Annotated in this window: 17 protein-coding genes; 13 read left to right on the forward strand and 4 right to left on the reverse strand. The window is 69.8% G+C overall.

Translation table 11 applies throughout. The features are described 5' to 3' along the window. Window positions 1–29 precede the first annotated feature (29 nt). Window positions 30–848, reverse strand: a complete 819-nt coding sequence (gene fabI, locus ABS361_13215) for an enoyl-ACP reductase FabI (GenBank protein XBY43062.1) — start codon at window positions 846–848, stop codon at window positions 30–32. A 400-nt stretch (window positions 849–1,248) separates the two neighbouring features. Here fabI and ABS361_13220 point away from each other — a divergent pair, with 400 nt between their 5' ends. Continuing rightward, a complete protein-coding gene (locus ABS361_13220; GenBank protein ID XBY43063.1) occupies window positions 1,249–1,479 on the forward strand; it encodes a hypothetical protein in 231 nt (76 codons plus the stop codon). 40 nt (window positions 1,480–1,519) lie between these two features. On the opposite strand, the gene ABS361_13225 is transcribed toward ABS361_13220, so the two are convergent. Next, window positions 1,520–2,293, reverse strand: coding sequence for an SOS response-associated peptidase (locus ABS361_13225; GenBank protein ID XBY43064.1), 774 nt, complete (start codon window positions 2,291–2,293; stop codon window positions 1,520–1,522). 220 nt (window positions 2,294–2,513) lie between these two features. Between ABS361_13225 and ABS361_13230 the strand changes: the two genes are divergently transcribed. The 4 genes from ABS361_13230 (at window position 2,514) to ABS361_13245 (ending at window position 4,565) form a co-directional block, all read left to right on the forward strand. Further along, entirely contained in the window at window positions 2,514–3,044 is a 531-nt protein-coding gene (locus ABS361_13230; protein XBY43065.1) for a hypothetical protein, read from the forward strand. 48 nt (window positions 3,045–3,092) lie between these two features. After that, complete coding sequence (locus ABS361_13235) at window positions 3,093–3,497, forward strand: NUDIX hydrolase (GenBank protein ID XBY43066.1); 405 nt, start codon at window positions 3,093–3,095, stop codon at window positions 3,495–3,497. A gap of 165 nt (window positions 3,498–3,662) precedes the next feature. After that, window positions 3,663–4,130: a TIGR02301 family protein gene (locus tag ABS361_13240; protein ID XBY43067.1), complete on the forward strand. Its 468-nt coding sequence runs from the start codon at window positions 3,663–3,665 to the stop codon at window positions 4,128–4,130. A gap of 174 nt (window positions 4,131–4,304) precedes the next feature. Then, the gene (locus ABS361_13245; GenBank protein XBY43068.1) at window positions 4,305–4,565 is read left to right on the forward strand and encodes a hypothetical protein; all 261 of its coding nucleotides are present in this window, start codon (window positions 4,305–4,307) and stop codon (window positions 4,563–4,565) included. 49 nt (window positions 4,566–4,614) lie between these two features. Here ABS361_13245 and ABS361_13250 read toward each other — a convergent pair whose 3' ends face one another. Then, a complete protein-coding gene (locus ABS361_13250) occupies window positions 4,615–5,247 on the reverse strand; it encodes a LysE family transporter (protein XBY43069.1) in 633 nt (210 codons plus the stop codon). A gap of 241 nt (window positions 5,248–5,488) precedes the next feature. On the opposite strand from ABS361_13250, the gene ABS361_13255 reads away from it, so the two are divergent. The 7 genes from ABS361_13255 to ABS361_13285 all read left to right on the forward strand — a co-directional run bounded on the left by ABS361_13255 (window position 5,489) and on the right by ABS361_13285 (window position 14,606). Next, window positions 5,489–6,142 (forward strand): hypothetical protein, encoded by a 654-nt coding sequence (locus ABS361_13255; GenBank protein XBY43070.1) that lies wholly within the window; start codon window positions 5,489–5,491, stop codon window positions 6,140–6,142. Window positions 6,143–6,284: 142 nt separating this feature from the next. Beyond that, window positions 6,285–7,187: a folate-binding protein gene (locus ABS361_13260; protein XBY43071.1), complete on the forward strand. Its 903-nt coding sequence runs from the start codon at window positions 6,285–6,287 to the stop codon at window positions 7,185–7,187. Window positions 7,188–7,329: 142 nt separating this feature from the next. Beyond that, window positions 7,330–7,950, forward strand: a complete 621-nt coding sequence (locus ABS361_13265) for an HD family hydrolase (protein XBY43072.1) — start codon at window positions 7,330–7,332, stop codon at window positions 7,948–7,950. Between the two features lie 91 nt (window positions 7,951–8,041). After that, the gene (locus ABS361_13270; GenBank protein XBY43073.1) at window positions 8,042–8,575 is read left to right on the forward strand and encodes a tyrosine phosphatase family protein; all 534 of its coding nucleotides are present in this window, start codon (window positions 8,042–8,044) and stop codon (window positions 8,573–8,575) included. Then, a complete protein-coding gene (locus ABS361_13275) occupies window positions 8,572–9,720 on the forward strand; it encodes an NAD regulator (GenBank protein ID XBY43074.1) in 1,149 nt (382 codons plus the stop codon). Before ABS361_13270 ends, ABS361_13275 begins: the two co-directional genes overlap by 4 nt. Window positions 9,721–10,101: 381 nt before the next feature. Continuing rightward, window positions 10,102–11,463, forward strand: a complete 1,362-nt coding sequence (locus tag ABS361_13280; protein ID XBY43075.1) for an Nramp family divalent metal transporter — start codon at window positions 10,102–10,104, stop codon at window positions 11,461–11,463. Between the two features lie 248 nt (window positions 11,464–11,711). Beyond that, window positions 11,712–14,606 carry a DUF2339 domain-containing protein gene (locus ABS361_13285; protein ID XBY43076.1) on the forward strand — a complete coding sequence of 965 codons (2,895 nt, stop codon included), beginning with the start codon at window positions 11,712–11,714 and terminating at the stop codon, window positions 14,604–14,606. 124 nt (window positions 14,607–14,730) lie between these two features. Here the strand turns inward: ABS361_13285 and ABS361_13290 are convergent, their stop codons facing one another. Then, window positions 14,731–16,545: a tetratricopeptide repeat protein gene (locus tag ABS361_13290; GenBank protein ID XBY43077.1), complete on the reverse strand. Its 1,815-nt coding sequence runs from the start codon at window positions 16,543–16,545 to the stop codon at window positions 14,731–14,733. A 366-nt stretch (window positions 16,546–16,911) separates the two neighbouring features. Between ABS361_13290 and ppdK the strand changes: the two genes are divergently transcribed. Then, window positions 16,912–19,584, forward strand: a complete 2,673-nt coding sequence (ppdK, locus tag ABS361_13295) for a pyruvate, phosphate dikinase (protein ID XBY43078.1) — start codon at window positions 16,912–16,914, stop codon at window positions 19,582–19,584. Window positions 19,585–19,669 lie beyond the last annotated feature (85 nt).

The raw sequence follows: 19,669 nt of genomic DNA on the forward strand, positions 1-19,669 counted from the left end.
GTCGCGCCGTAGGCGCCGACCGGGTCCGATCAGTCCTTGACGACGCTGATGTCCGGCGCGTCGACGGCCTTCATGCCGACGACATGATAGCCGGCGTCGACATGCAGGACCTCGCCGGTCACGCCGCGGCCGAGGTCCGAGAGCAGGAACAGCGCGCTGTCGCCGACCTCCTCGATCGAGACGGTCCGCTTCAGCGGCGCGTTGTACTCGTTCCACTTCAGAATGTAGCGGAAGTCGCCGATGCCCGAGGCGGCGAGCGTCTTGATCGGGCCGGCCGAGATCGCGTTGACGCGGATCTGGTTGTTGCCGAGGTCGACGGCGAGGTAGCGCACCGAGGCTTCCAGCGCGGCCTTGGCGACGCCCATCACGTTGTAGTGGGGCATCACCTTCTCGGCGCCGTAATAGGTCAGCGTCAGGATCGAACCGCCGGCGGTCATGAGCTTTTCGGCGCGCTGGGCGACCGCCGTCAGGCTGTAGACCGAGATCAGCATCGTCTTGTTGAAGTTGTCCTCGGTCGTCTCGACATAGCGACCGGTGAGCTGGTCCTTGTCGGAGAAGGCGATCGCGTGGACGACGAAATCGAGCTTGCCCCAGGCCTTCTCGATTTCGGCGAAGACGGCGTCGATCGAGGCGGCGTCAGTGACGTCGCAGTGGCCGGCGACCAGCGCGCCGATCTCGGCGGCGAGCGGCTCGACACGCTTCTTCAGCGCGTCGCCCTGGTAGGTCAGCGCGATCTCGGCGCCGGCATCGGCCGCGGCCTTGGCGATGCCCCAGGCGATGGACCGGTTGTTGGCAACACCCATGACAAGCCCGCGCTTGCCGGCCATCAACCCTTTCGCCTCGACCATCGCCTCAGTTCCCTCGCTCGGACAATCCTGCGCCGGGGGCGTCCCGCCGGCCGGGACCGTATGACACAGGGGCTGCCGGCTCCGCAAGCACGGCAAGCCGAAGCCGCCACCGGTGTCTGGCTCGTATGCTCATGCTGCAGCGGAGGATCCGGGGGTTACCACCCCACGCGACCGAGCTGCCACGCCCTTCCGAAGGGTCGGACGAGCGACTTGAAGTGACTTCCCGATCAACGGCTTGACTACGTCCGCACAGGCTTGCGTCGCGCGCCGATCGCGCCGTGGGCTCGGAACGCGCCGCGGCCGTGGGGGAACCACAGCCCCGTTCCGGCATTCTTCGACGTGGCGACGGCAGCAGGGCCGCCGTTCCCAGACTACGCCCCGATCAAAAGGAAAACGATCAATGATCAGGACCTTCATTCTCGCCGCGGCAACCGCCGCCTCGACGCTCGCCGGTGTCGCCGTCTCGATCGAACCGGCTTCGGCCCAGGTCCGGGTCTATGTCGATCGCCCGCACGAGCGCCGCTGCGAGACGCGCATGGTGCCGGGCCGACGGATCCAGACCTGCGGGCGCCACGGCTGCCGCACCAAGTGGATCCCGCCGCATCGCGAGCGCGTCTGCTTCCGCCGCTGACCGGGGATCCTGCTCGAAAAACCCGCGCAGCGGGGCTCGACTAGAACAGGCTCTGCTGCCCGTCATCCCCGCCCTCGCGTTTCCGGGTTTTCGCTGCCGGGCGCGAGGGCGGTTTCGTATCGGCGTCGGTTGCCATAGCCAGCGGTTCGGAAAGCGGAGCCTGGAGACCTTCGTCATCGTTGCGAACGGCATTGACCCGGGTCGAGACCGGCACCGCCTCGAAGAAGTCCTCCGCGGCCGGCCGCAGCATCGCGGTCGCGGCGCGCGCGTCGGTCGCGACCGTGTCGAGCCAGCGCTCGAACTCTGAAGAGTGCACCACGGCCGGCATGCGATCGTGGATCGGCGACAGGGTGCGATTGGCAGGGACGGTCAGGATCGCGCCGGTGTCGATCTCCGAGCCGTCGGCCGAGGCCCAGGTTTCCCACAAGCCCGCGAAGGCGACCGGTGCGCCGTCGCGCGGCCGGATCCAGTAGGGCTGCTTGCCGCCGTCCGGGGTCTTGCGCCATTCGTAGAAGCCGGAGGCCGGCACCAGTGCGCGCCGATGGCGCATCGCGGCGCGGAAGGCCGGTTTCTCGGCCGCGGTCTCGGCGCGGGCGTTGATCAACAAGGAGAAGTCGCGCGGGTCCTTCGCCCAGCCCGGAATAAAACCCCAGCGGACGAGCAGAAACCGCCGCTGACCTTCGGCGCGGATGACGAGGCCGATCGGCTGGGTCGGCGCGATGTTGTAGCGGGCCGGGAAGTTCGGATGATCGACATAGCCGAAGGTCCGGCGGATCGCTTCCGGCTCGGCGGTCAGGGCGTAGCGTCCGCACATGGTTCCAGTCCTCGCCGAATCACCGCAGCTGCAAACGTTGCAGACGACCATGGACGAAGCGCGGTCGTCGCGGCCGGATCGATGACCGCCACGGACGCAGCTGCGCATTCGCCGCCGCGCCCCGACGGAAAGCCGGCGAAATGACACTCACGCATCGTAAGCAATTGGCAACCGTCCACCCTCTAATTTCGGTACAGATAACATTGGGCGGGACAACGCGATGCAAGGCACGGGCACGCTGCTCGACGCACCGGAGAAGGACCGTTTCGGTCCCGAGGTGCTCGCGGCCGCCAATATCAACCCGGTCACGCGTCTCGCCACGGACTACCTGAACCACTTCAACAACGTCGTGATGTTGCTCGAGCTGGTGCCGAGCATGCCCGACTTTGCCGACGAAGTGCTGGCCTGGAAGCCGGCGAGCTATGTCGAGTATTTTGCCACTTCGCACTTCCGCGAGCGCGAGCTTGCCATCGCCGCCTATGGCGCGGCCGATCGCGACGTGCGCGCCACGTTCGAGGCGATCATCGACGAGCTCGACCAGACCATGGCCGAGGCCAAGGATCTGCTGCGCAAGGGCGATCCGTCCGAGCCGGTGAACGCCTTCCACATCGGAGAGTTGGTCACGCATCGGCTGAAGCCGCTGATCACCGAGGCTGGCGGCGTCATCAACGGCATGCCGGCCACGCCGGCGGCCGAGATCGATCTCGCGGGCATCAATGCCCAGGAGACGATCGACGAACTGTTCCCCTGACCGGTTGCAGCCCGCATGACAATGCCGTCGCGTTCGCCCCCGACGCCGATGCTCGCGGTTTCCATCTGCGTATTTCGGCGTGACGAGGTGCTGCTCGTCGAGCGCGGCAAACCGCCGGGCGTCGGGCTGTGGAGCCCGGTCGGCGGCCGGGTCGAATGGGGCGAGACGCTCGAGGCGGCCGCTTTGCGCGAAGTCGCCGAGGAGACGGGCGTGAATTGCCGGATCGTCGGCCTCAGCCATATCCGCGAGATCATCCACACGGAGAGCACGCCGGGCTTCCACGCGGTACTGGCGGTGCATGCCGCCGAATGGACGTCGGGCGAGCCGGTCGCCGGCGACGACGCGCGCGACGCCCGCTTCGTCGCGCTGACCGACCTCGAGACGCTGCCGCTCGTCGAAGGCGTGGTGCCGCACATTCTGCGGGCGCACGCGCTGCTCGAGCGGCACGCCTGAAGCGCCGATCCTCGACAGCCGCGATCGTGTCGGCGCTTTTGAGGATTTCGCCGGCGCGCGACCTGCTCTAAGAAGCGACTGCGGCGACATGCCGGCGCGGGTCCCGACCGGCTTGGATCGGATCCCCGACCCGGCGCTGCTCCAACGGTTCCGCGCGAGGCGTGCATGGCGGTGACGACGAGCGACAGGCCCGGGATCGAGCGACGGCACGGCAGCGGCGCCGGTCCGCACCTGCGGGCAGCGGTCCTCGCCTTTGCCTGCGCGGCAAGCCTCGCCTTCGGCATGGCGGTCTCGGGCCCCGCCCACGCGGCGGCGGCGCCGGCCGACGGTCCGCCCTACGACGAACAGATCCTCAGGCTCGCCGAGATCATGGGCGCGCTGCACCATCTGCGCCCGCTCTGCGGTGCCGACGAAGGCCAGATGTGGCGCGACAAGATGAATGCGCTGATCCAGGCCGAGGAGCCGGCGCCGGACCGCCGCAAGCGCATCATCGAGCGCTTCAACCGCAGCTACCGGGCGCTCGCCGAGGTCTACCGGACCTGCACGCCGGCGGCGCGCGAGATCGTCGACCAATATCTGCGCGAAGGCGCGAAACTTTCGCGCGATGTCGTAAGCCGCTACGGCCGGCAGTAGCAGCCCATTAACCACCCGCACATCTTTGTTACTACGATTTAACGATAATTGTGGGCATTCGCTTCGCCTGCCCCCTCGGCGTGCTATGACCATCCCTGTGGGACGCACCCGGCACGGGGCCGGGCGCCGTGCGTGCAGTGACCCGGACCGCGCCGGGTTGAGGGGACATTTTCGATGCTCGATGAAGCTCTGGACGACGACGTCGATCTGACGATCGCCGACAAGAAGCGCGCAGCGTTCGAGATGCTCGCGGACGCCATGGCCGATGCCGAGGCGGAAGGGATCGAGCGGGACATCGTTACCCAGGCGGCGCTGTTCGCGGCGCTGATCGACCTCGTCTCGACCTTCGGCGAGGAGGCCGTCGCCGAGTTCGCGACCCGTTTGCCCGACCGTGTCCGCAACGGCGAATTCTCGGTCGACCGCATCCTGCAGTGAGACCGGGGGCCGCGCCCGGTCATGCCCGACGACGGCCGGCCGCGCTCGGTCAGAGGACCGTCGCGAGGCCGAGCCGGCCGAGAATGACGACCCCGAAGATCATCAGGAGCCCGCCGGCGACCTGATTGATGCGCTGGAGCGACCGGTCGGTCATTCGATCGCGCAGCAGCGACACCAGCCCCGAGACGAACAACCACCATCCGGTGCCGCCGGCGAGCACGCCCGCGACCAGGAGCGAGGCGCCGACATAGTCGCCGGGCTCCGGCGCCAGATCGCCGAGCGATCCGAACACGGCGAGAAAGCCGAGGATCGTCGCCGGATTGGTGATGGTCATGCCGAAGGAGGCGAGCGCGGTCGCGAGCACCGAGGCGCCGCCGACATCCGGATCGAGATGCGGATGTTCGCGGGCGATCCTGATGCCGAAGATCACCAGCGCGATGCCGCCCACGAGCTGGAACCAGACCGACCAGCCCTCGATGAAGGCCGAGACAGCGGTGATGCCGTAGGCCGCGACCGCGGCGAAGAAGCCGTCGGCGAAGACCGCGCCGATGCCGGCCGCGAGGCCCGGAAAGAAGCCGCGCTTGAACGCCTGCTGGATGCACATGATGTTGACCGGGCCGATCGGCGCGGAAAACAGGATGCCGATACCGATACCTTTGATGATCAGCGAGATATCGAACACCCATCACGCTCCGCCGTCGAACCCGCCTTCCGCATCGCCCATCGCGCGGTCGAGCGCAAGTCTCGACGCGGTCCGCAGTCTGCCCAAGTTATGAGCGAGGATCAGGACCGTCCTCTGCCGCGCTGCGGCGCGCAGGGCACAGCGCCGGGCGCCGTGCTCGGCTACACTCGCCATGCTCCGGCGCCAGATGCCGCCTGATCACGCTGCCTGATCCCTGCCCGACACACCGGACCCTTTCGCCATGCTGCGCCGTTCCGTCCTCCGCCTCCTCGCCTTCGCCGCCGCCGCGCTGGCCTCGGGCGCCCTCGCCGCCAAGAAGGTCGAGACCGAGCGCGTCGTGGTCGACCCGCCGAAGGACGCCGCGCCGCCGGCCGCCAACACCGCGCCGCTGGTCAACCAGCAGCGGCCGCCGGCCGCCGTCGCCGCCAACGCCCCCGAGCTCGGCAAGGGCGTCGAGGGCCTGCCGCCGCTGGTCGCCAAGATGCGCCAGCGCATCCTCGACGCGGCGTATTCCGGCGACATGGGCCAGCTCAAGCTCGCGATGCAGACCAACGAGACGCCGCCGATCTTCTCGGTCAACGAGGTGCGCGACCCGATCGACTACCTCAAGACCCAGTCCGGCGACGGCGAGGGACGCGAGATCCTCGCGATCATGACCGACGTTCTGGAAGCGGGCTGGGCGCGGGTCGATATCGGCAAGCCGCAGGAAATGTATGTCTGGCCCTATTTCGCGGCGATCCCGATCGACCATCTGGAGCCGAACCAGCTCGTCGAGGTCTACAAGATCCTGACCTCCTCCGACTTCGAGGAGATGAAGTCGGGCGGCAAGTACACGTTCTACACGCTCGGCATCGGGCCGGACGGCACCTGGCACTATTTCAAGCTCAACGACTGAGGACGGTCCGAGCGGCGAAGCCGGCCGGGCCGCGCGTCGTTGCCCCGTTGACGTCTTGGAGGGCGCGGCGTTCACGCCTATCTTCGTTCGCACGTGCAACAACAGGGTTCCGCGCCGGGCGCGCGGGGCCGACGGAGGCGTCATGGCGGCCGGGTTTGTCGCAGTCCTCGAAGACCGCGGTGTGGTGGCGGTCGAAGGTCCCGAGGCGGTTTCGTTCCTGGACGGCCTCGTGACCTCCGACGTGGAGAAGCTGGCGCCCGGCGAAGCCGCCTTCGCGGCGCTGCTGACGCCGCAGGGCAAAATCCTGTTCGACTTCCTCCCGGTCAGGACTGCCGAAGGCTATCTCATCGATACGCCCCGAGCGCTTGCGGCCGACCTCGCCAAGCGGCTCGGCTTCTACAAGCTGCGCGCCAAGGTTACGGTTGCGGACCGCTCCGAGATCTTCGGCGTCATCGCGGGCTGGGCGACCGGCGGCGCGGCGCCCGCTCTCGACGCGGATGGCGTGATCGCCTATGCCGACCCGCGCCATGCCGATCTCGGCCGGCGCGCGATCGTGCCGCGCGAGACGATGGCCGCGGTGCTCGCCGGGCTCGCCGCCGAACTCCGGCCGGAGGCGGATTACGAGACCCACCGCATCGGGCTCGGCGTGCCGAAGGGCGGGCTCGACTTCGCCTATGGCGATGCCTTCCCGCACGATGCCGACATGGACGACCTCGCCGGCGTCGACTTCACCAAGGGCTGCTACGTCGGCCAGGAGGTTGTCAGCCGCATGAAGCATCGCGGCACGGCGCGGCGGCGCGTGATCCAGGTCGCCGGTGTCGACGGCGCGGCGCTGCCGGCTGCGGGCACGGAGATCGTCGCGCAGGGCAAGCCGGTCGGCACGGTCGGATCGGCTGTCGGCGCCGACGGGCTGGCGCTGGTGCGGCTCGACCGCGTGAAGGAGGCGATCGACGCCGGCGCGGCGCTCGCGGCCGGCGACGTGGCGCTCGAGCCGCGCCTGCCGGCCTTCGCCCGCTTCGGCTGGCCGGCGCCGGCGGCCGACTGAGCATCCGACGACCGCCAAGGGGCCACTTGCCCCGCTCCGCCGATCGGCTAGGAAGAACGCGGCCCGGCGAATCCGCGCCGCGCCGTGTCGGGCTTTGCCCGGCGCCGCTGCCGCCCATCCGTCCGCTCGCGAGATCCGTCCGATGGCCGATCGTCCCGGCTCCTCGCCGCGTGCCTGGCAGCGCATGCTGTCCGGCCGCCGGCTCGACCTGCTCGATCCCTCGCCGCTCGACGTCGAGATCGAGGACATCGCCCATGGGCTCGCGCGCGTCGCGCGCTGGAACGGTCAGACGCGCGGCCCCTATCCCTTCTCGGTCGCGCAGCACAGCCTCGTCGTCGAGGAGATTGCGCTGCGCTGGGAGCCGACGCTGTCGCCGGCCGACCGGCTCGCGGTGCTGCTGCACGACGCGGCCGAGTATGTGATCGGCGACATGATCTCGCCGTTCAAGGCGGTGATCGGCCCGACCTACAAGGACGTCGAGAAGCGCCTCGCCGCCGCCGTGCACCTGCGCTTCGGCCTGCCCCCGGCGATGCGGGACGATCTCGCCCGTCTCGCCAAGCGCGCCGACCTCGTCTCGGCCTATTTCGAGGCGATCGAGCTCGCCGGCTTCACCGTCGCGGAGGCGACCAAGATCTTCGGCCGGCCCAAGGGCTTCGGCCCGGCCTACGGGCTCGATCCCTGGCCGACCGAGCTGGTGCAGGAGCGCTTCATCGAGCGGTTCCGCACGTTGGACGCCGCCGCCACCGCGGCGCGGGGCGGCTGAAATCGCGCCGAGGGCGGCGCTGGACCGCTTCGATCCCGGCTCGCCTTGCGGTATGATGCCGGTCGGTCTGGGGGGAGGAGCAGGAGAAGACATGCCGGCCATTCACGTCTGCCCGCTGTCGCGGCTCGCCGATACCGTCGACCGGGTCGGCGCGAGCCATCTCGCGACCCTGATCAACGCCGGCACGCCGGTGCCGCGGCCGGCGGCGATCTCGCCGGAGAATCATCTGTTCCTCGGCTTCAACGACATCACGGAGCCGGTCGAGGGGCTGGTGCCGCCGAGCGCGGCGCATGTGGCGGCATTCATCGACTTCGTGCAGGCCTGGGACCGGTCGCGGCCGATGGTGATCCATTGCTGGGCCGGCATCTCGCGCTCGACCGCCGGCGCCTTCATCGCGGCTTGCGTGATGGATCCCGACCGCCCCGAGCACGACATCGCCGACGAGATCCGCCGGCGCTCGCCCTCGGCGACGCCGAACCTGCGTCTCGTCCGCTTCGCCGACGACCATCTCGGCCGCGGCGGCCGCATGGTCGCGGCCATCGAAGCGATCGGCCGCGGCTGCGACGCCTTCGAAGGCGTGCCGTTCACGATCGCGGCGCCGGTGCGCGCAGCCGTGGGACGATGAGCGACGAGCGGACCGGATCGGCGTCAGTCGGGGCGGCGACGGTCGGCGCGGCCCGCGCCACGAGGATCTCGACCGATAGCGCCCCCGAATCGGAGATCGCGGCGGGTGCTGCCCGGCCGGGCGTCGAGATCGGCCTCAGCGCGGCGGTGGTCGCGGTTGCCGACGACACGCCGCTGATCCTGACCATGGCGGCGACACAGGCCGGGGGCGGCGAACCGGCGGGCGTGGCTCGCCCGGATCCGGCCGAGGACGGACGCGTCGATGCGCTGCCGTTCGGGCCGTTCGACCCGGTCCAGCACCGCACCTTCGAAATCGGCCTGCGCGCCTGGGTCGAGGCACAGACGGCGCTCCGGCTCGGCTATGCCGAGCAGCTCTACACGTTCGGCGACCGCGGCCGGCATGCCCGGCTCGGCGATACCGGGCCGCACGTCGTCTCGGTCGGCTATCTGGCCCTGACCCGCAAGCGGCCGGAGTCCGACGCCGCGCTGGCGCGCGAAGGCGCGGCGTTCCGGCCCTGGTACGACTATTTTCCCTGGGAGGACTGGCGCGGCGGCCGGCCGGCGCTGATCGACGAGGCGATCCTGCCCGCGCTGGCCGACTGGGCCGCGCGACCGAGCTCGCCGACCGAGACCGCGCGCGGCCTCGGCCGGCCGGAGCGCGTGCGGATGTGCTTCGGCGGCGAGGGCGCGGACGGCGGCGACTTCGACGAGGAGAAGGCGCTCGAGCGCTACGAACTGCTCTACGAGGCCGGCCTCGTGCGCGAGGCGCTACGCGACGGCCGCCCGGCCGCGCTCGCGCGGCCGGACCGGCCGTTCCTCGGCCGCTCGATGCGCTTCGACCACCGCCGCATCCTGGCGACCGCAATCTCGCGGCTCCGCTCGAAACTCAAGTACCGGCCGGTGGTGTTCGAGCTGATGGGCGACAGTTTCACGCTGACCGAGTTGCAGCGCAGCGTCGAGGCGATCGGCGGCCGGCACCTGCACAAGCAGAATTTCCGCCGGCTGGTCGATCAGTCCGATCTGGTGGAGGCGACCGGCGAGACCTCGCTCGTCACCGGCGGCCGCCCGGCGCAGCTCTATCGCTTCCGCCGCGACGTGCTGAGCGAGCGCCCGGCACCGGGCCTGCGCTATGGCGCCCGCGTCTGAGGTCGGCCCGTTCAAGGGACCGCGCGACGCCTGATCTTGCCGCGCCCCGGAGGCCGTTGGCCAGCCGCGTTACGAAAGCGGCGCGGACCGCGTCTCATCCCCGACAGCAGAGCATCCCCGTATGCCCTCCCGGCCTGAGGCCGGTCGCTTGGGCCAACGCTCATTGATGCGGCGCAGCAGACTTTTTGGAATTGTTCCAGTATAGCTGGACCCGCATGCAACAAGGCCGACATGCAACCGGGTAGGCGGCCGACAGACCGGCCGCTTCCCCGGCGCGGATCACCCCGCGCACGGCATCGGATCGATCCTGTTGCAAATGACTTGCAACTGCAAAAACTCTGCGCGAAAGTAGGCCCCGTGGAAACCGTGGAGAAACCGGGCATGGCCGACGGCGGCACCATCGCGACGGGCGCAGGCAAGACCGAGGGTTGGCGGCGCGAACGCGCCGAGCCTGCGTTGGCCGAGGTCTTCGCGACCGTCGGCGTGCGCCGCGGCGGCTCGCGCTGGCGGCGGTTCCTGTCGTTTCTCGGCCCCGGCTATCTGGTCGCGGTCGGCTATATGGATCCCGGCAACTGGGCGACCTCGCTCGCCGGCGGCTCGAAGTTCGGCTACGCGCTGCTGACGGTCGCGCTGTTGTCGAACCTGATGGCGATCCTGTTGCAGGCGCTGTGCATCCGGCTCGGCATCGCCTCGGGTCGCGACCTCGCGCAGGCCTGTCGCGACGGCCTGCCGGGCTGGACGGCGATCCCGCTCTGGCTCATTGCCGAGGTCGCCATCGCGGCGACCGACCTCGCGGAGGTGATCGGCACGGCGATCGGCCTGAAGCTGCTGTTCGGCCTGCCGCTCGAGATCGGCGTGGTGGTCACCGCGCTCGACGTCTTCCTGGTACTCGCGCTGCAGAAGCTCGGCTTCCGTTGGATCGAGGCCTTCATCGTCGCGCTGCTCGGCGTGATCGCGGCGTCGTTCACGATCCAGATCGTGCTCGCCGATCCGGACTGGGGCGCGGTGCTGGCGGGCTTCCTGCCGACGACCCGGATCGTGACCGACGGCGACATGCTCTATCTGGCGCTCGGCATCCTCGGCGCGACCGTCATGCCGCACAATCTCTATCTCCACTCGGCGATCGTGCAGACCCGCAAGATCGGCGCGAGCCTGGAGGAGAAGCGCGACGCGATTCGGCTTGCGACGATCGACTCGACCGTCGCGCTCTGCTTCGCGCTGACCATCAACGCCTCGATCCTGATCCTCGCCGCCGCGACCTTCTACAAGACCGGCCGCCACGACGTCAGCGACCTCGGCGAGGCGCACGGGCTGCTCATGCCGCTGCTCGGCGCCAGCATCGCGCCGTCGCTGTTCGCGATCGCGCTCGTCGCCTGCGGCCTCAATTCGACCGTGACGGCCACGCTCGCGGGTCAGGCGGTCATGGAGGGCTTTGTCCATCTGAAGGTCGAGCCCTGGGTGCGCCGGCTGGTGACGCGACTGGTCGCGATCGTGCCGGCGGCGGCGGTCACGATCTGGTACGGCGAAAGCGGCGCCGCCGGGCTCCTGATCTTCTCGCAGGTCGTGCTCAGCCTGCAGCTCCCCTTCGCCATCGTGCCGCTGGTCGCCTTCACCGCCGACCGACGCAAGCTCGGCGCCCTCGCCGCGCCGCTCTGGATGACGCTCCTGTCGGCGCTGGTCGCGGCCGTGATCATCGTGCTCAACGCCAAGCTCATCGTCGACTTCATCAACGGTACGCCCTGAGCAAACCGCGCGGCCGCGCCACCTGCGACGATTTCCTGAAACATCAGGCCTCGATCATCGGCGGTCGATCCCGGCACCCGGGATCGACCGTTTCTCGTCTCGACGGGAGATCGGGACCGCGCAGTCGACCCGCGACGCCGCCGCCGGCCCCACGGACCGGCCTGCGGAGCGGCTCGGAGCGGGCGTTGCGCGGCGCCGCAGATGCTGTACATTGAACGTCGTTCATAACCTCGGACGGGCTTTGCTTCATGGATGAAGGCTTGCTGATCCTGCTCGGTCTCCTGCTCGTGGTCGGCGTTCCCGCGCTGGCGATCTCGGCCTTCGTCATGGTGCTGGGCGCCCGCGGCCGGATCGCCGCGTTGAGCCGCAGCAGCGGCGCGACTCCCGGCGAGGTTGCCGCGCTGGCCGCGCGGCTCGATGCGATCGGAGAACGGCTCGCGGCCGTCGAAGCCCGGCTCGGGATCGAAGCGCCGTCCGAGACCGTGGCGACACCGTCCTCGGAGACGGCCGAGCAGCGCCGCCGTCGCGCCGCGGCCGAGCTCGATGCACTGGCGCGCGCGAAGTCGGCGACGCCGCTTCCCGGTATCGAGACGACGCGGCCGGCACCCGAAGCGGCGCGATCCGGCCAGGGGCCGGCCGAGATGCAGGCCGAGACGCAGCCGGGGGCCGATGCCGCATCTGGTGCCGACGAGATCGTGGTCGACGGTACGACGGCGACCGAAAGCGCGCCGGCACCGCGCCCGGCCACGCCACCGCGCGGGCTCGAGGAGACGCTCGGCACGCGTTGGGCGGTGTGGGTCGGCGGCGTGGCACTGGCGCTCGGCGCGATCTTCCTGGTCAAGTTCACGATCGAACAGGGCTATTTCGGCCCGGCCGCGCGGCTGACCCTCGCGGGCCTGTTCTCGGCGGCGCTGGTCGGCGCCGGGGAATGGCTGCGGCGGCGCGAGATCCGGTTCGATCTCGCGGGGGTGCCGAGCGCCCATATTCCGGGCGTGCTCACCGCCGCCGGCACGGTGGGCGCCTTCGCGACCGTCTACGGCGCGCACGCGCTCTATGGCTTCATCGGCCCGGCGACCGCGTTCCTGGCGCTCGGCGCGATCGGCGTCGCGGCGATGGTCGCCGCCATTCTGCACGGCCCCTGGCTCGCCGTCCTCGGCGCGCTCGGCGCCTATGCGACGCCGGTGCTGGTCGCCTCGACGACGCCCAACACGCCGGCGCTCGTCACCTATCTGCTGGTCGTCACCGCGACCAGCTTCGCCATCGCTCGCGTGCGGCTCTGGCTGTGGGTCGCGCTCTCGGCCCTTGCCCTGTCGCTGTTCTGGGGTTTTGTCATCGGCGCCATGGCGCTGGCCGATCACGTCCACGCCCTGCCCTTCTGCATGTATGTCGGCGGCCTCGGCGTGCTCGTCGCCGTGTTCCTGGTCATCGGCATCGACGACATCGTCTTCGAGCCGGCGGATCGGCCCATTGACTGGCCCGGCGTCGGCGCCTTCGCGATCGTATCGGTGCTGACGCTGATGGCCCTCGATGCCGACGGCCACGGGGTCGCGAGCCGTCTGCTGCTGGCGCTGGTCGTGCTCGGACCGATGCTGATCGGCCTGCGCATTCCGGCGGTCGCGCCGGCGGCGGTCGTCGCCGCGACCACGGCGGCGCTCGCCGTGCTCGGCTGGTCGGTCGACGTCGCGGGCAGCCTCGTCAACGACACGTTCGCGATCGGCGCGGACGGCCTGGTCGCCGTCCGGCCGCGCGTGATCGCCGATTTCCTGACCGTCGCGCTCGTCTCGGGCGTGGCGATCGGCGCGATCGGCTTCGCCGGCGCCCGCCGCGCGACGCCGCAGGCCGATCGGAGCGCCGGCTGGTTCGCCGCCGCCGGCGTCGTCGGACCGACGCTGATCCTGGTCGCCGCCTGGCTGCGGGCGAGCGGGTTCGAGCGCGACATCGCCTTCGCCGGCCTCGCCCTCGCGCTCGCCGCCCTGTCGGCCTATGCCACCGCGACACTGGTTCGCCGGGAGAGCCCGGACGCGCCGTCGCGTGCGGTCGCGGCCTATGCGGTCGGCACGCTCGCCGCCCTCGGCGCGGCGCTGGCGATCGGGCTCGATCGCGGCGTCCTGACCGTCGCGCTGGCGCTCGTGGTGCCGGCGATCGCGCGGGTCTGGCTGCTCCGGCCGATCCCGGTGCTGAGGCCGCTCGCGGCGCTGATGGCGCTGATCGTGCTCGCCCGCGTGCTGTGGGATCCGCGCATCGTCGGCGACACGCTCGGCACCACGCCGATCTTCAACTGGATCCTCTACGGCTACGGCATCCCGGTGATCGGCTTCGGCTATGCGGCCTGGACATTCCGCTCGACCCGCGCGGATCTCTGGCGCGGCATCATCGAGGCGGTGACGCTGGTCTTCGCCGGACTGCTGGCGCTGTTCGAAATTCGCCATCTCGTCCATGGCGGTCTCGACAGCGCCTATGTGGTGTTCTCGCCCAAGGGCGGCCTCGACGAGGCCGGCCTCGTAGCGACGATGGGCTTCCTGCTCTCCGCCGGCGCGCAGATCGCCGGGCGGCGGCTCGACAGCGCGGTCTATACGGCCGGCGCCTCGGTGTTCACCGTGATCGGCGCCTTCTCGGCGCTGATCGATGCCTGTCTGATCGAGAACCCGATGCTGACCGGACGCTCGATCGGCGACGGCACGATCTTCAACATGCTGCTCGCGGGCTATGCGTTGCCGGCGCTCGCGGCTGCGCTCGCCGCCCATCTGGCGCGGCCGGTCCGATCGCCGCTGTTCGTCGGCTTCCTCGGCGTGACGAGCCTGGTGCTCGCCTTCGCCTATGTGACGCTGACGGTCCGGCGCGCGTTTCACGGGCCGGTTCTCTCCGCCGGCGGCTTCGACGACCAGGAGCTCTGGGCCTATTCGGCCGCCTGGCTCGCCTTCGGCGTCGCCCTGCTGATGGCGGGCCTGCGCGCGGATGCCAAATGGCTGCGCGTCGCCTCGGCGGCGATCGTGGCGCTGACGGTCGTCAAGGTGTTCTGGATCGATCTCGGCAGCCTGACCGGGATCTGGCGCGCGCTGTCCTTCATCGGCCTCGGCGCGGTGCTGGTCGGCATCGGGCTTCTCTACCAGAAGCTGCTCACGCGAAAGGCGCCGACGGGGTGAGGAGCACCACCGCTCCGCCCCACCGGCGCCTTCGCAATCCCTCGTCTCGCGAGACCGCTGGTCTCGATATCGCTCGCGCGTCGATGCGCCGTCCGGCGGCGCATCGATCGGGCGGTGCCGCGTATCACTCCGACTTGGTCTTCGGTGTCTGATCGATCTGGGCGGCGGCCGGGGCCGGCTCGTCCTTCAGCCCCTCGCGGAGCTTCTTCTCGATCTTCACGAGTTCCTCGGGTTCCGGCTTGTTGTCGCGGGCGTGGTTCCACTGGAACGTTGCCTCGAGCTTGCGGTCGACCCGCCAATAGGCGTCGCCGAGGTGGTCGTTGATGACCGCGTCCATCGGCTTCAGGTTCACCGCCTTCTCGAGCTCCTTCACCGCCTCGTCCCAGCGGCCGAGGCGATAATAGGCCCAACCGAGACTGTCTACGATGTAGCCGTCGTCGGGGTTCTGCTCGACCGCCTTCTTGATCAGGTCGAGGCCCTGATCGAGATTGATGCCCATGTCGATCCAGGAATAGCCGAGGTAGTTCAGCACCGAGGCCTCGTTCGGGCTGAGCTCCAGCGCCTTCTTGAAGTCGGCTTCCGCCTTCGGCCACTGCTTGGTCCGCTCGAAGCAGATGCCGCGGTTGTAGAAGAGCCACCAGTGGGTCTTCTCCGGGTTCGGGATCTGCGAGATGGCGCGCGTGTAGACCTCGGCGGCCTCGCCGAACTTCTTGGAGGCGCGCAGCACGTCGCCGAGCGCCATCACCGCGTCGATGTCCTTCGGATCGCGATCGAGCACGGCCTGCAGCGCCTTGGCGGCCTGATCGAACTTCTGCAAGACGCTGTAATAGCGGCCGACCTGGATATCGGCGAGCGGCCGCATCAGGCTGTCGGCCGGGATGCGGCCGAGGATCTCGATCGCCTTGTTGTAGTGGATCTCCTGCGTCCGGGCATCGTGCTTCATCCGGCCCTGGATCGTGGCGAGCGAGATGAGCGGCAGCTCGGCCTTCGGATCGAGCCAAAGCGCCAGCTGCAGATAGATCGACGCCAGATCCTCGCCGCCGTCGCGGCCGAGCGCGGCACCGAGGCCATAGAGGAATTCCGCGGCGCCGGCCTGCGGCGTGGCGAGCAGGTAGCTCGGCTGCTTGCCGGCCTTGATGTCGGCCTTCAGCGCCTCGATCACCGGATGGTCGGGGATCGTCTTCTCGAAGGTCTCGATGATCTGAACCGCCTCGTCGGGCTTGCCGTTGCGGGCGAGGTCGCGCGCCTGCGCCTCGACCACGCGCAGCGCGCCCTGATCGGCCTGATAGGCGGCGGAGAGCCGCTTGCCGGCTTCGATCTTGCGGTTGGACAGTTCGGCGATCAGGCCGGTGTGGAAGTTCTTGAAGACGCCGTACCACTCGAGCCCCGACAGTTTGTCGATGACCCGGAACGCGGCATCGGCATCGCCCTGGCCGGCGTAGGTCCAGCCGACCAGGATGCCGACGGTCAGGTCGGACAGCGGCCGGGTCTGGGTCGCCTGGAAGTGCGCGCGGGCGCGCTCGAACTGGCCCTTGCGCATCGCCTCGACACCGAGGGTCAGCCGCGCCAGCGCGTTGCCCTTGTCCTTGGCGATCAGCCGTTCGGCGAGCGGCACGGCTTCCTTGATTCGCCCGTCGGCGACGAGGAGCTGGAACGTGCGCTCGAGCAGGAACGGATTGCCCGGATCGGCCGACAGCGCCTCACGATAGAAGGCGGCCGCGCTGCCGATGTCGCTGACGGCGGAGGCCGCGCGGCCGGCGAGGTAGCTGCCGGCGAGCGTCGCCGGGGGCTCGAAGCTGAGCTGGTCCTGTACCTGCTTGGCCTGAAGCGGGGCGGCGCCGCCCAAAAGCGCGAGAGCGAGGGCGCCGAGGACCGCCGGGATGTGGCGGGACGGCCGGCGGCCGGGGCGCTGGCGGGACCATGCGGTACGACGTGTCATCGATCGGAGGCTCCGTTATCGGCCGGGCTCTCGCGATCCCGGCGCCGGCTCCGCCACGCATGGCGGCGCCGGAAATTCGGCCCCTCGGCGGACGGGGGCTCTTGTCTATGGCTGGCCAGCATGGCCGTTTTGCGTCGGGTTGTGAAGGATCGAAATCGGCCGCACAAGCCATCGCACGCCAGATCGCACAGGCTTGTCCATCCGTGATCGACCGGGGTTCCATTCCGGGCCGGATGGCCGCCATGCGATTGACCCCACGAGATTACGATCTTCGCAGCGTTGTGCTTGCAAGCCGCGGCGTGGCATTGCATTGCAGCGTGAACGGGCCGCCGCAGAACGACGCCCGCTGCCCCGGGAGAATGAAGCATGACGAAGTGGGTCTACACCTTCGGCGACGGCAAGGCCGAGGGAACCGCCGACATGAAGGCGCTGCTCGGCGGCAAGGGCGCCAACCTCGCCGAGATGTCCAACCTCGGCCTGCCGGTGCCCCCGGGCTTCACCATCACCACCGAGGTGTGCACCTGGTACACCGCCCATGCCAAGGCCTACCCGGACGAGCTGGCGCCGCAGGTCGACGCCGCGCTCGACCATGTCGCCAAGCTGACCGGCAAGCGCTTCGGTGCCGACCACGATCCGCTGCTCGTCTCGGTCCGCTCGGGCGCGCGCGCCTCGATGCCGGGCATGATGGACACGGTGCTGAACCTCGGCCTCAACGACCGCACGGTGATCGCCCTCGCCGCGGCGGCCGACGACGAGCGCTTCGCCTACGACAGCTACCGCCGCTTCATCCAGATGTACTCGGACGTCGTGATGGGTCTCGACCATCACGCCTTCGAGGAGATCCTCGAGCGGTTCAAGGAGGACAACGGTTACGTCCTCGACACCGATCTCACCGCCGCCGACTGGAAGGGCCTGATCGGTGACTACAAGAAGCTCGTCGAGGACGAGCTCGGCCGGCCGTTCCCGCAGGATCCGCGCGAGCAGCTCTGGGGCGCGATCGGCGCCGTGTTCGGCTCGTGGATGAACGCCCGCGCGATCACCTATCGCCGGCTCCACGACATCCCGGAGAGCTGGGGCACCGCCGTCAACGTCCAGGCCATGGTGTTCGGCAATCGCGGCGAGACCTCGGCGACCGGCGTCGCCTTCACGCGCAATCCCTCGACCGGCGACAAGCGCCTCTACGGCGAATTCCTGGTCAACGCCCAGGGCGAGGACGTCGTCGCCGGCATCCGCACGCCGCAGGATCTGACCGAGGAGGCGCGCATCGAAGCCGGCTCCGACAAGCCCTCGCTCGAGCAGCTGATGCCAGAGGCCTATGCGAGCTTCATCGACATCTGCGCGCGGCTGGAAAACCATTACCGCGACATGCAGGATGTCGAGTTCACCATCGAGCGCGGCAAGCTCTGGATGCTGCAGACCCGCTCGGGCAAGCGCACCACCAAGGCGGCGCTCAAGGTCGCCTGCGACATGGTCGAGGAAGGGCTGATCACGCCGGATGAGGCGGTGCTGCGCATCGATCCGGCCGGCCTCGACCAGCTCCTGCATCCGACTATCGACCCGAAGGCCGAGCGCCGCATTGTCGCCCAGGGCCTGCCGGCCTCGCCCGGCGCCGCCTCGGGCGAGATCGTGTTCACCTCCGACGAGGCCGAGGCCGCCAAGCAGGCCGGCCGCAAGGTGATCCTGGTCCGTATCGAGACGAGCCCGGAGGACATCCACGGCATGCACGCCGCCGAGGGTATCCTCACCACGCGCGGCGGCATGACCAGCCACGCGGCCGTGGTCGCCCGCGGCATGGGCAAGCCCTGCGTCTCCGGCGCCGGCCAGGTCCGCGTCGACGAGCACGCCGGCACGCTGACCGCCAGCGGCGAGGTGCTGAAGCGCGGCGACCGCATCACGATCGACGGCGGCACCGGCCAGGTGCTGCTCGGCGAGGTGCCGATGCTGAAGCCGGAGCTCTCCGGCGATTTCGCCAAGCTGATGGTCTGGGCCGACGCGGCACGGCGCATGAAGGTGCGCACCAATGCCGAGACGCCGGCCGACGCGCGCGCCGCGCGCGAGTTCGGCGCCGAGGGCATCGGCCTCTGCCGCACCGAGCACATGTTCTTCGACGAGGGCCGCATCGTCGCCGTGCGCGAGATGATCCTCGCCGACACCGAGGCCGGCCGGCGCACCGCGCTCGCCAAGCTCTTGCCGATGCAGCGTGCCGACTTCGTCGCGCTGTTCGAGATCATGCACGGTCTGCCCGTGACGATCCGCCTGCTCGACCCGCCGCTGCACGAGTTCCTGCCCAAGACCGAGGAGGAGATCGCCGAGGTCTCCGCAGCCATGGGCGTGCCGGCGTCGCGGCTGCGCGAGCGGACCGAGGCGCTGCACGAGTTCAACCCGATGCTCGGCCATCGCGGCGTCCGGCTCGCGATCTCCTATCCCGAGATCTACGAGATGCAGGCGCGCGCGATCTTCGAGGCGGCCGTCGAGGCCGCCGCCAAGACCGGCGCACCGGTGGTGCCGGAGATCATGATCCCGCTCGTCGGCATCAAGGGCGAGTTCGACTATGCCAAGGCGCGCGTCGATGCGGTCGCCAAGGCGGTCGAAAAGGAGAAGCGCATCCAGATCGCCTACTCGGTCGGCACGATGATCGAACTGCCGCGCGCGGCGCTGATCGCCGACAAGATCGCCGAGAGCGCCGAGTTCTTCTCCTTCGGCACCAACGACCTGACGCAGACCACCTACGGCCTGTCGCGCGACGACGCCGCCCAGTTCCTCGGCGCCTACCTGAAGACCGGCATCCTGGAACAGGATCCGTTCGTCACCCTCGACCAGGCCGGCGTCGGTTCGCTGATCGAGATCGCCGCCGAGCGCGGCCGCAAGACCCGCGCCGGCCTCAAGCTCGGCATCTGCGGCGAACACGGCGGCGACCCGGCCTCGGTCAAGTTCTGCGAGACGGTCGGGCTCGACTACGTGTCCTGCTCGCCGTTCCGCGTGCCGATCGCCCGGCTCTCGGCCGCGCAGGCGGCGCTGGAGGGCGGCAAGAAGGGGTGACGCGGGCCGCGCTTGCCGGCGCTGGCAAGGCCTCGTCCTTCCGCCGCATCGACGGACGCGGCGGGGATCGTTATTGAGAACGGGC

It is taken from the genome of Ancalomicrobiaceae bacterium S20 (genome assembly GCA_040269895.1).
Taxonomy (GTDB): Bacteria; Pseudomonadota; Alphaproteobacteria; order Rhizobiales; family Ancalomicrobiaceae; genus Methyloraptor; species Methyloraptor flagellatus.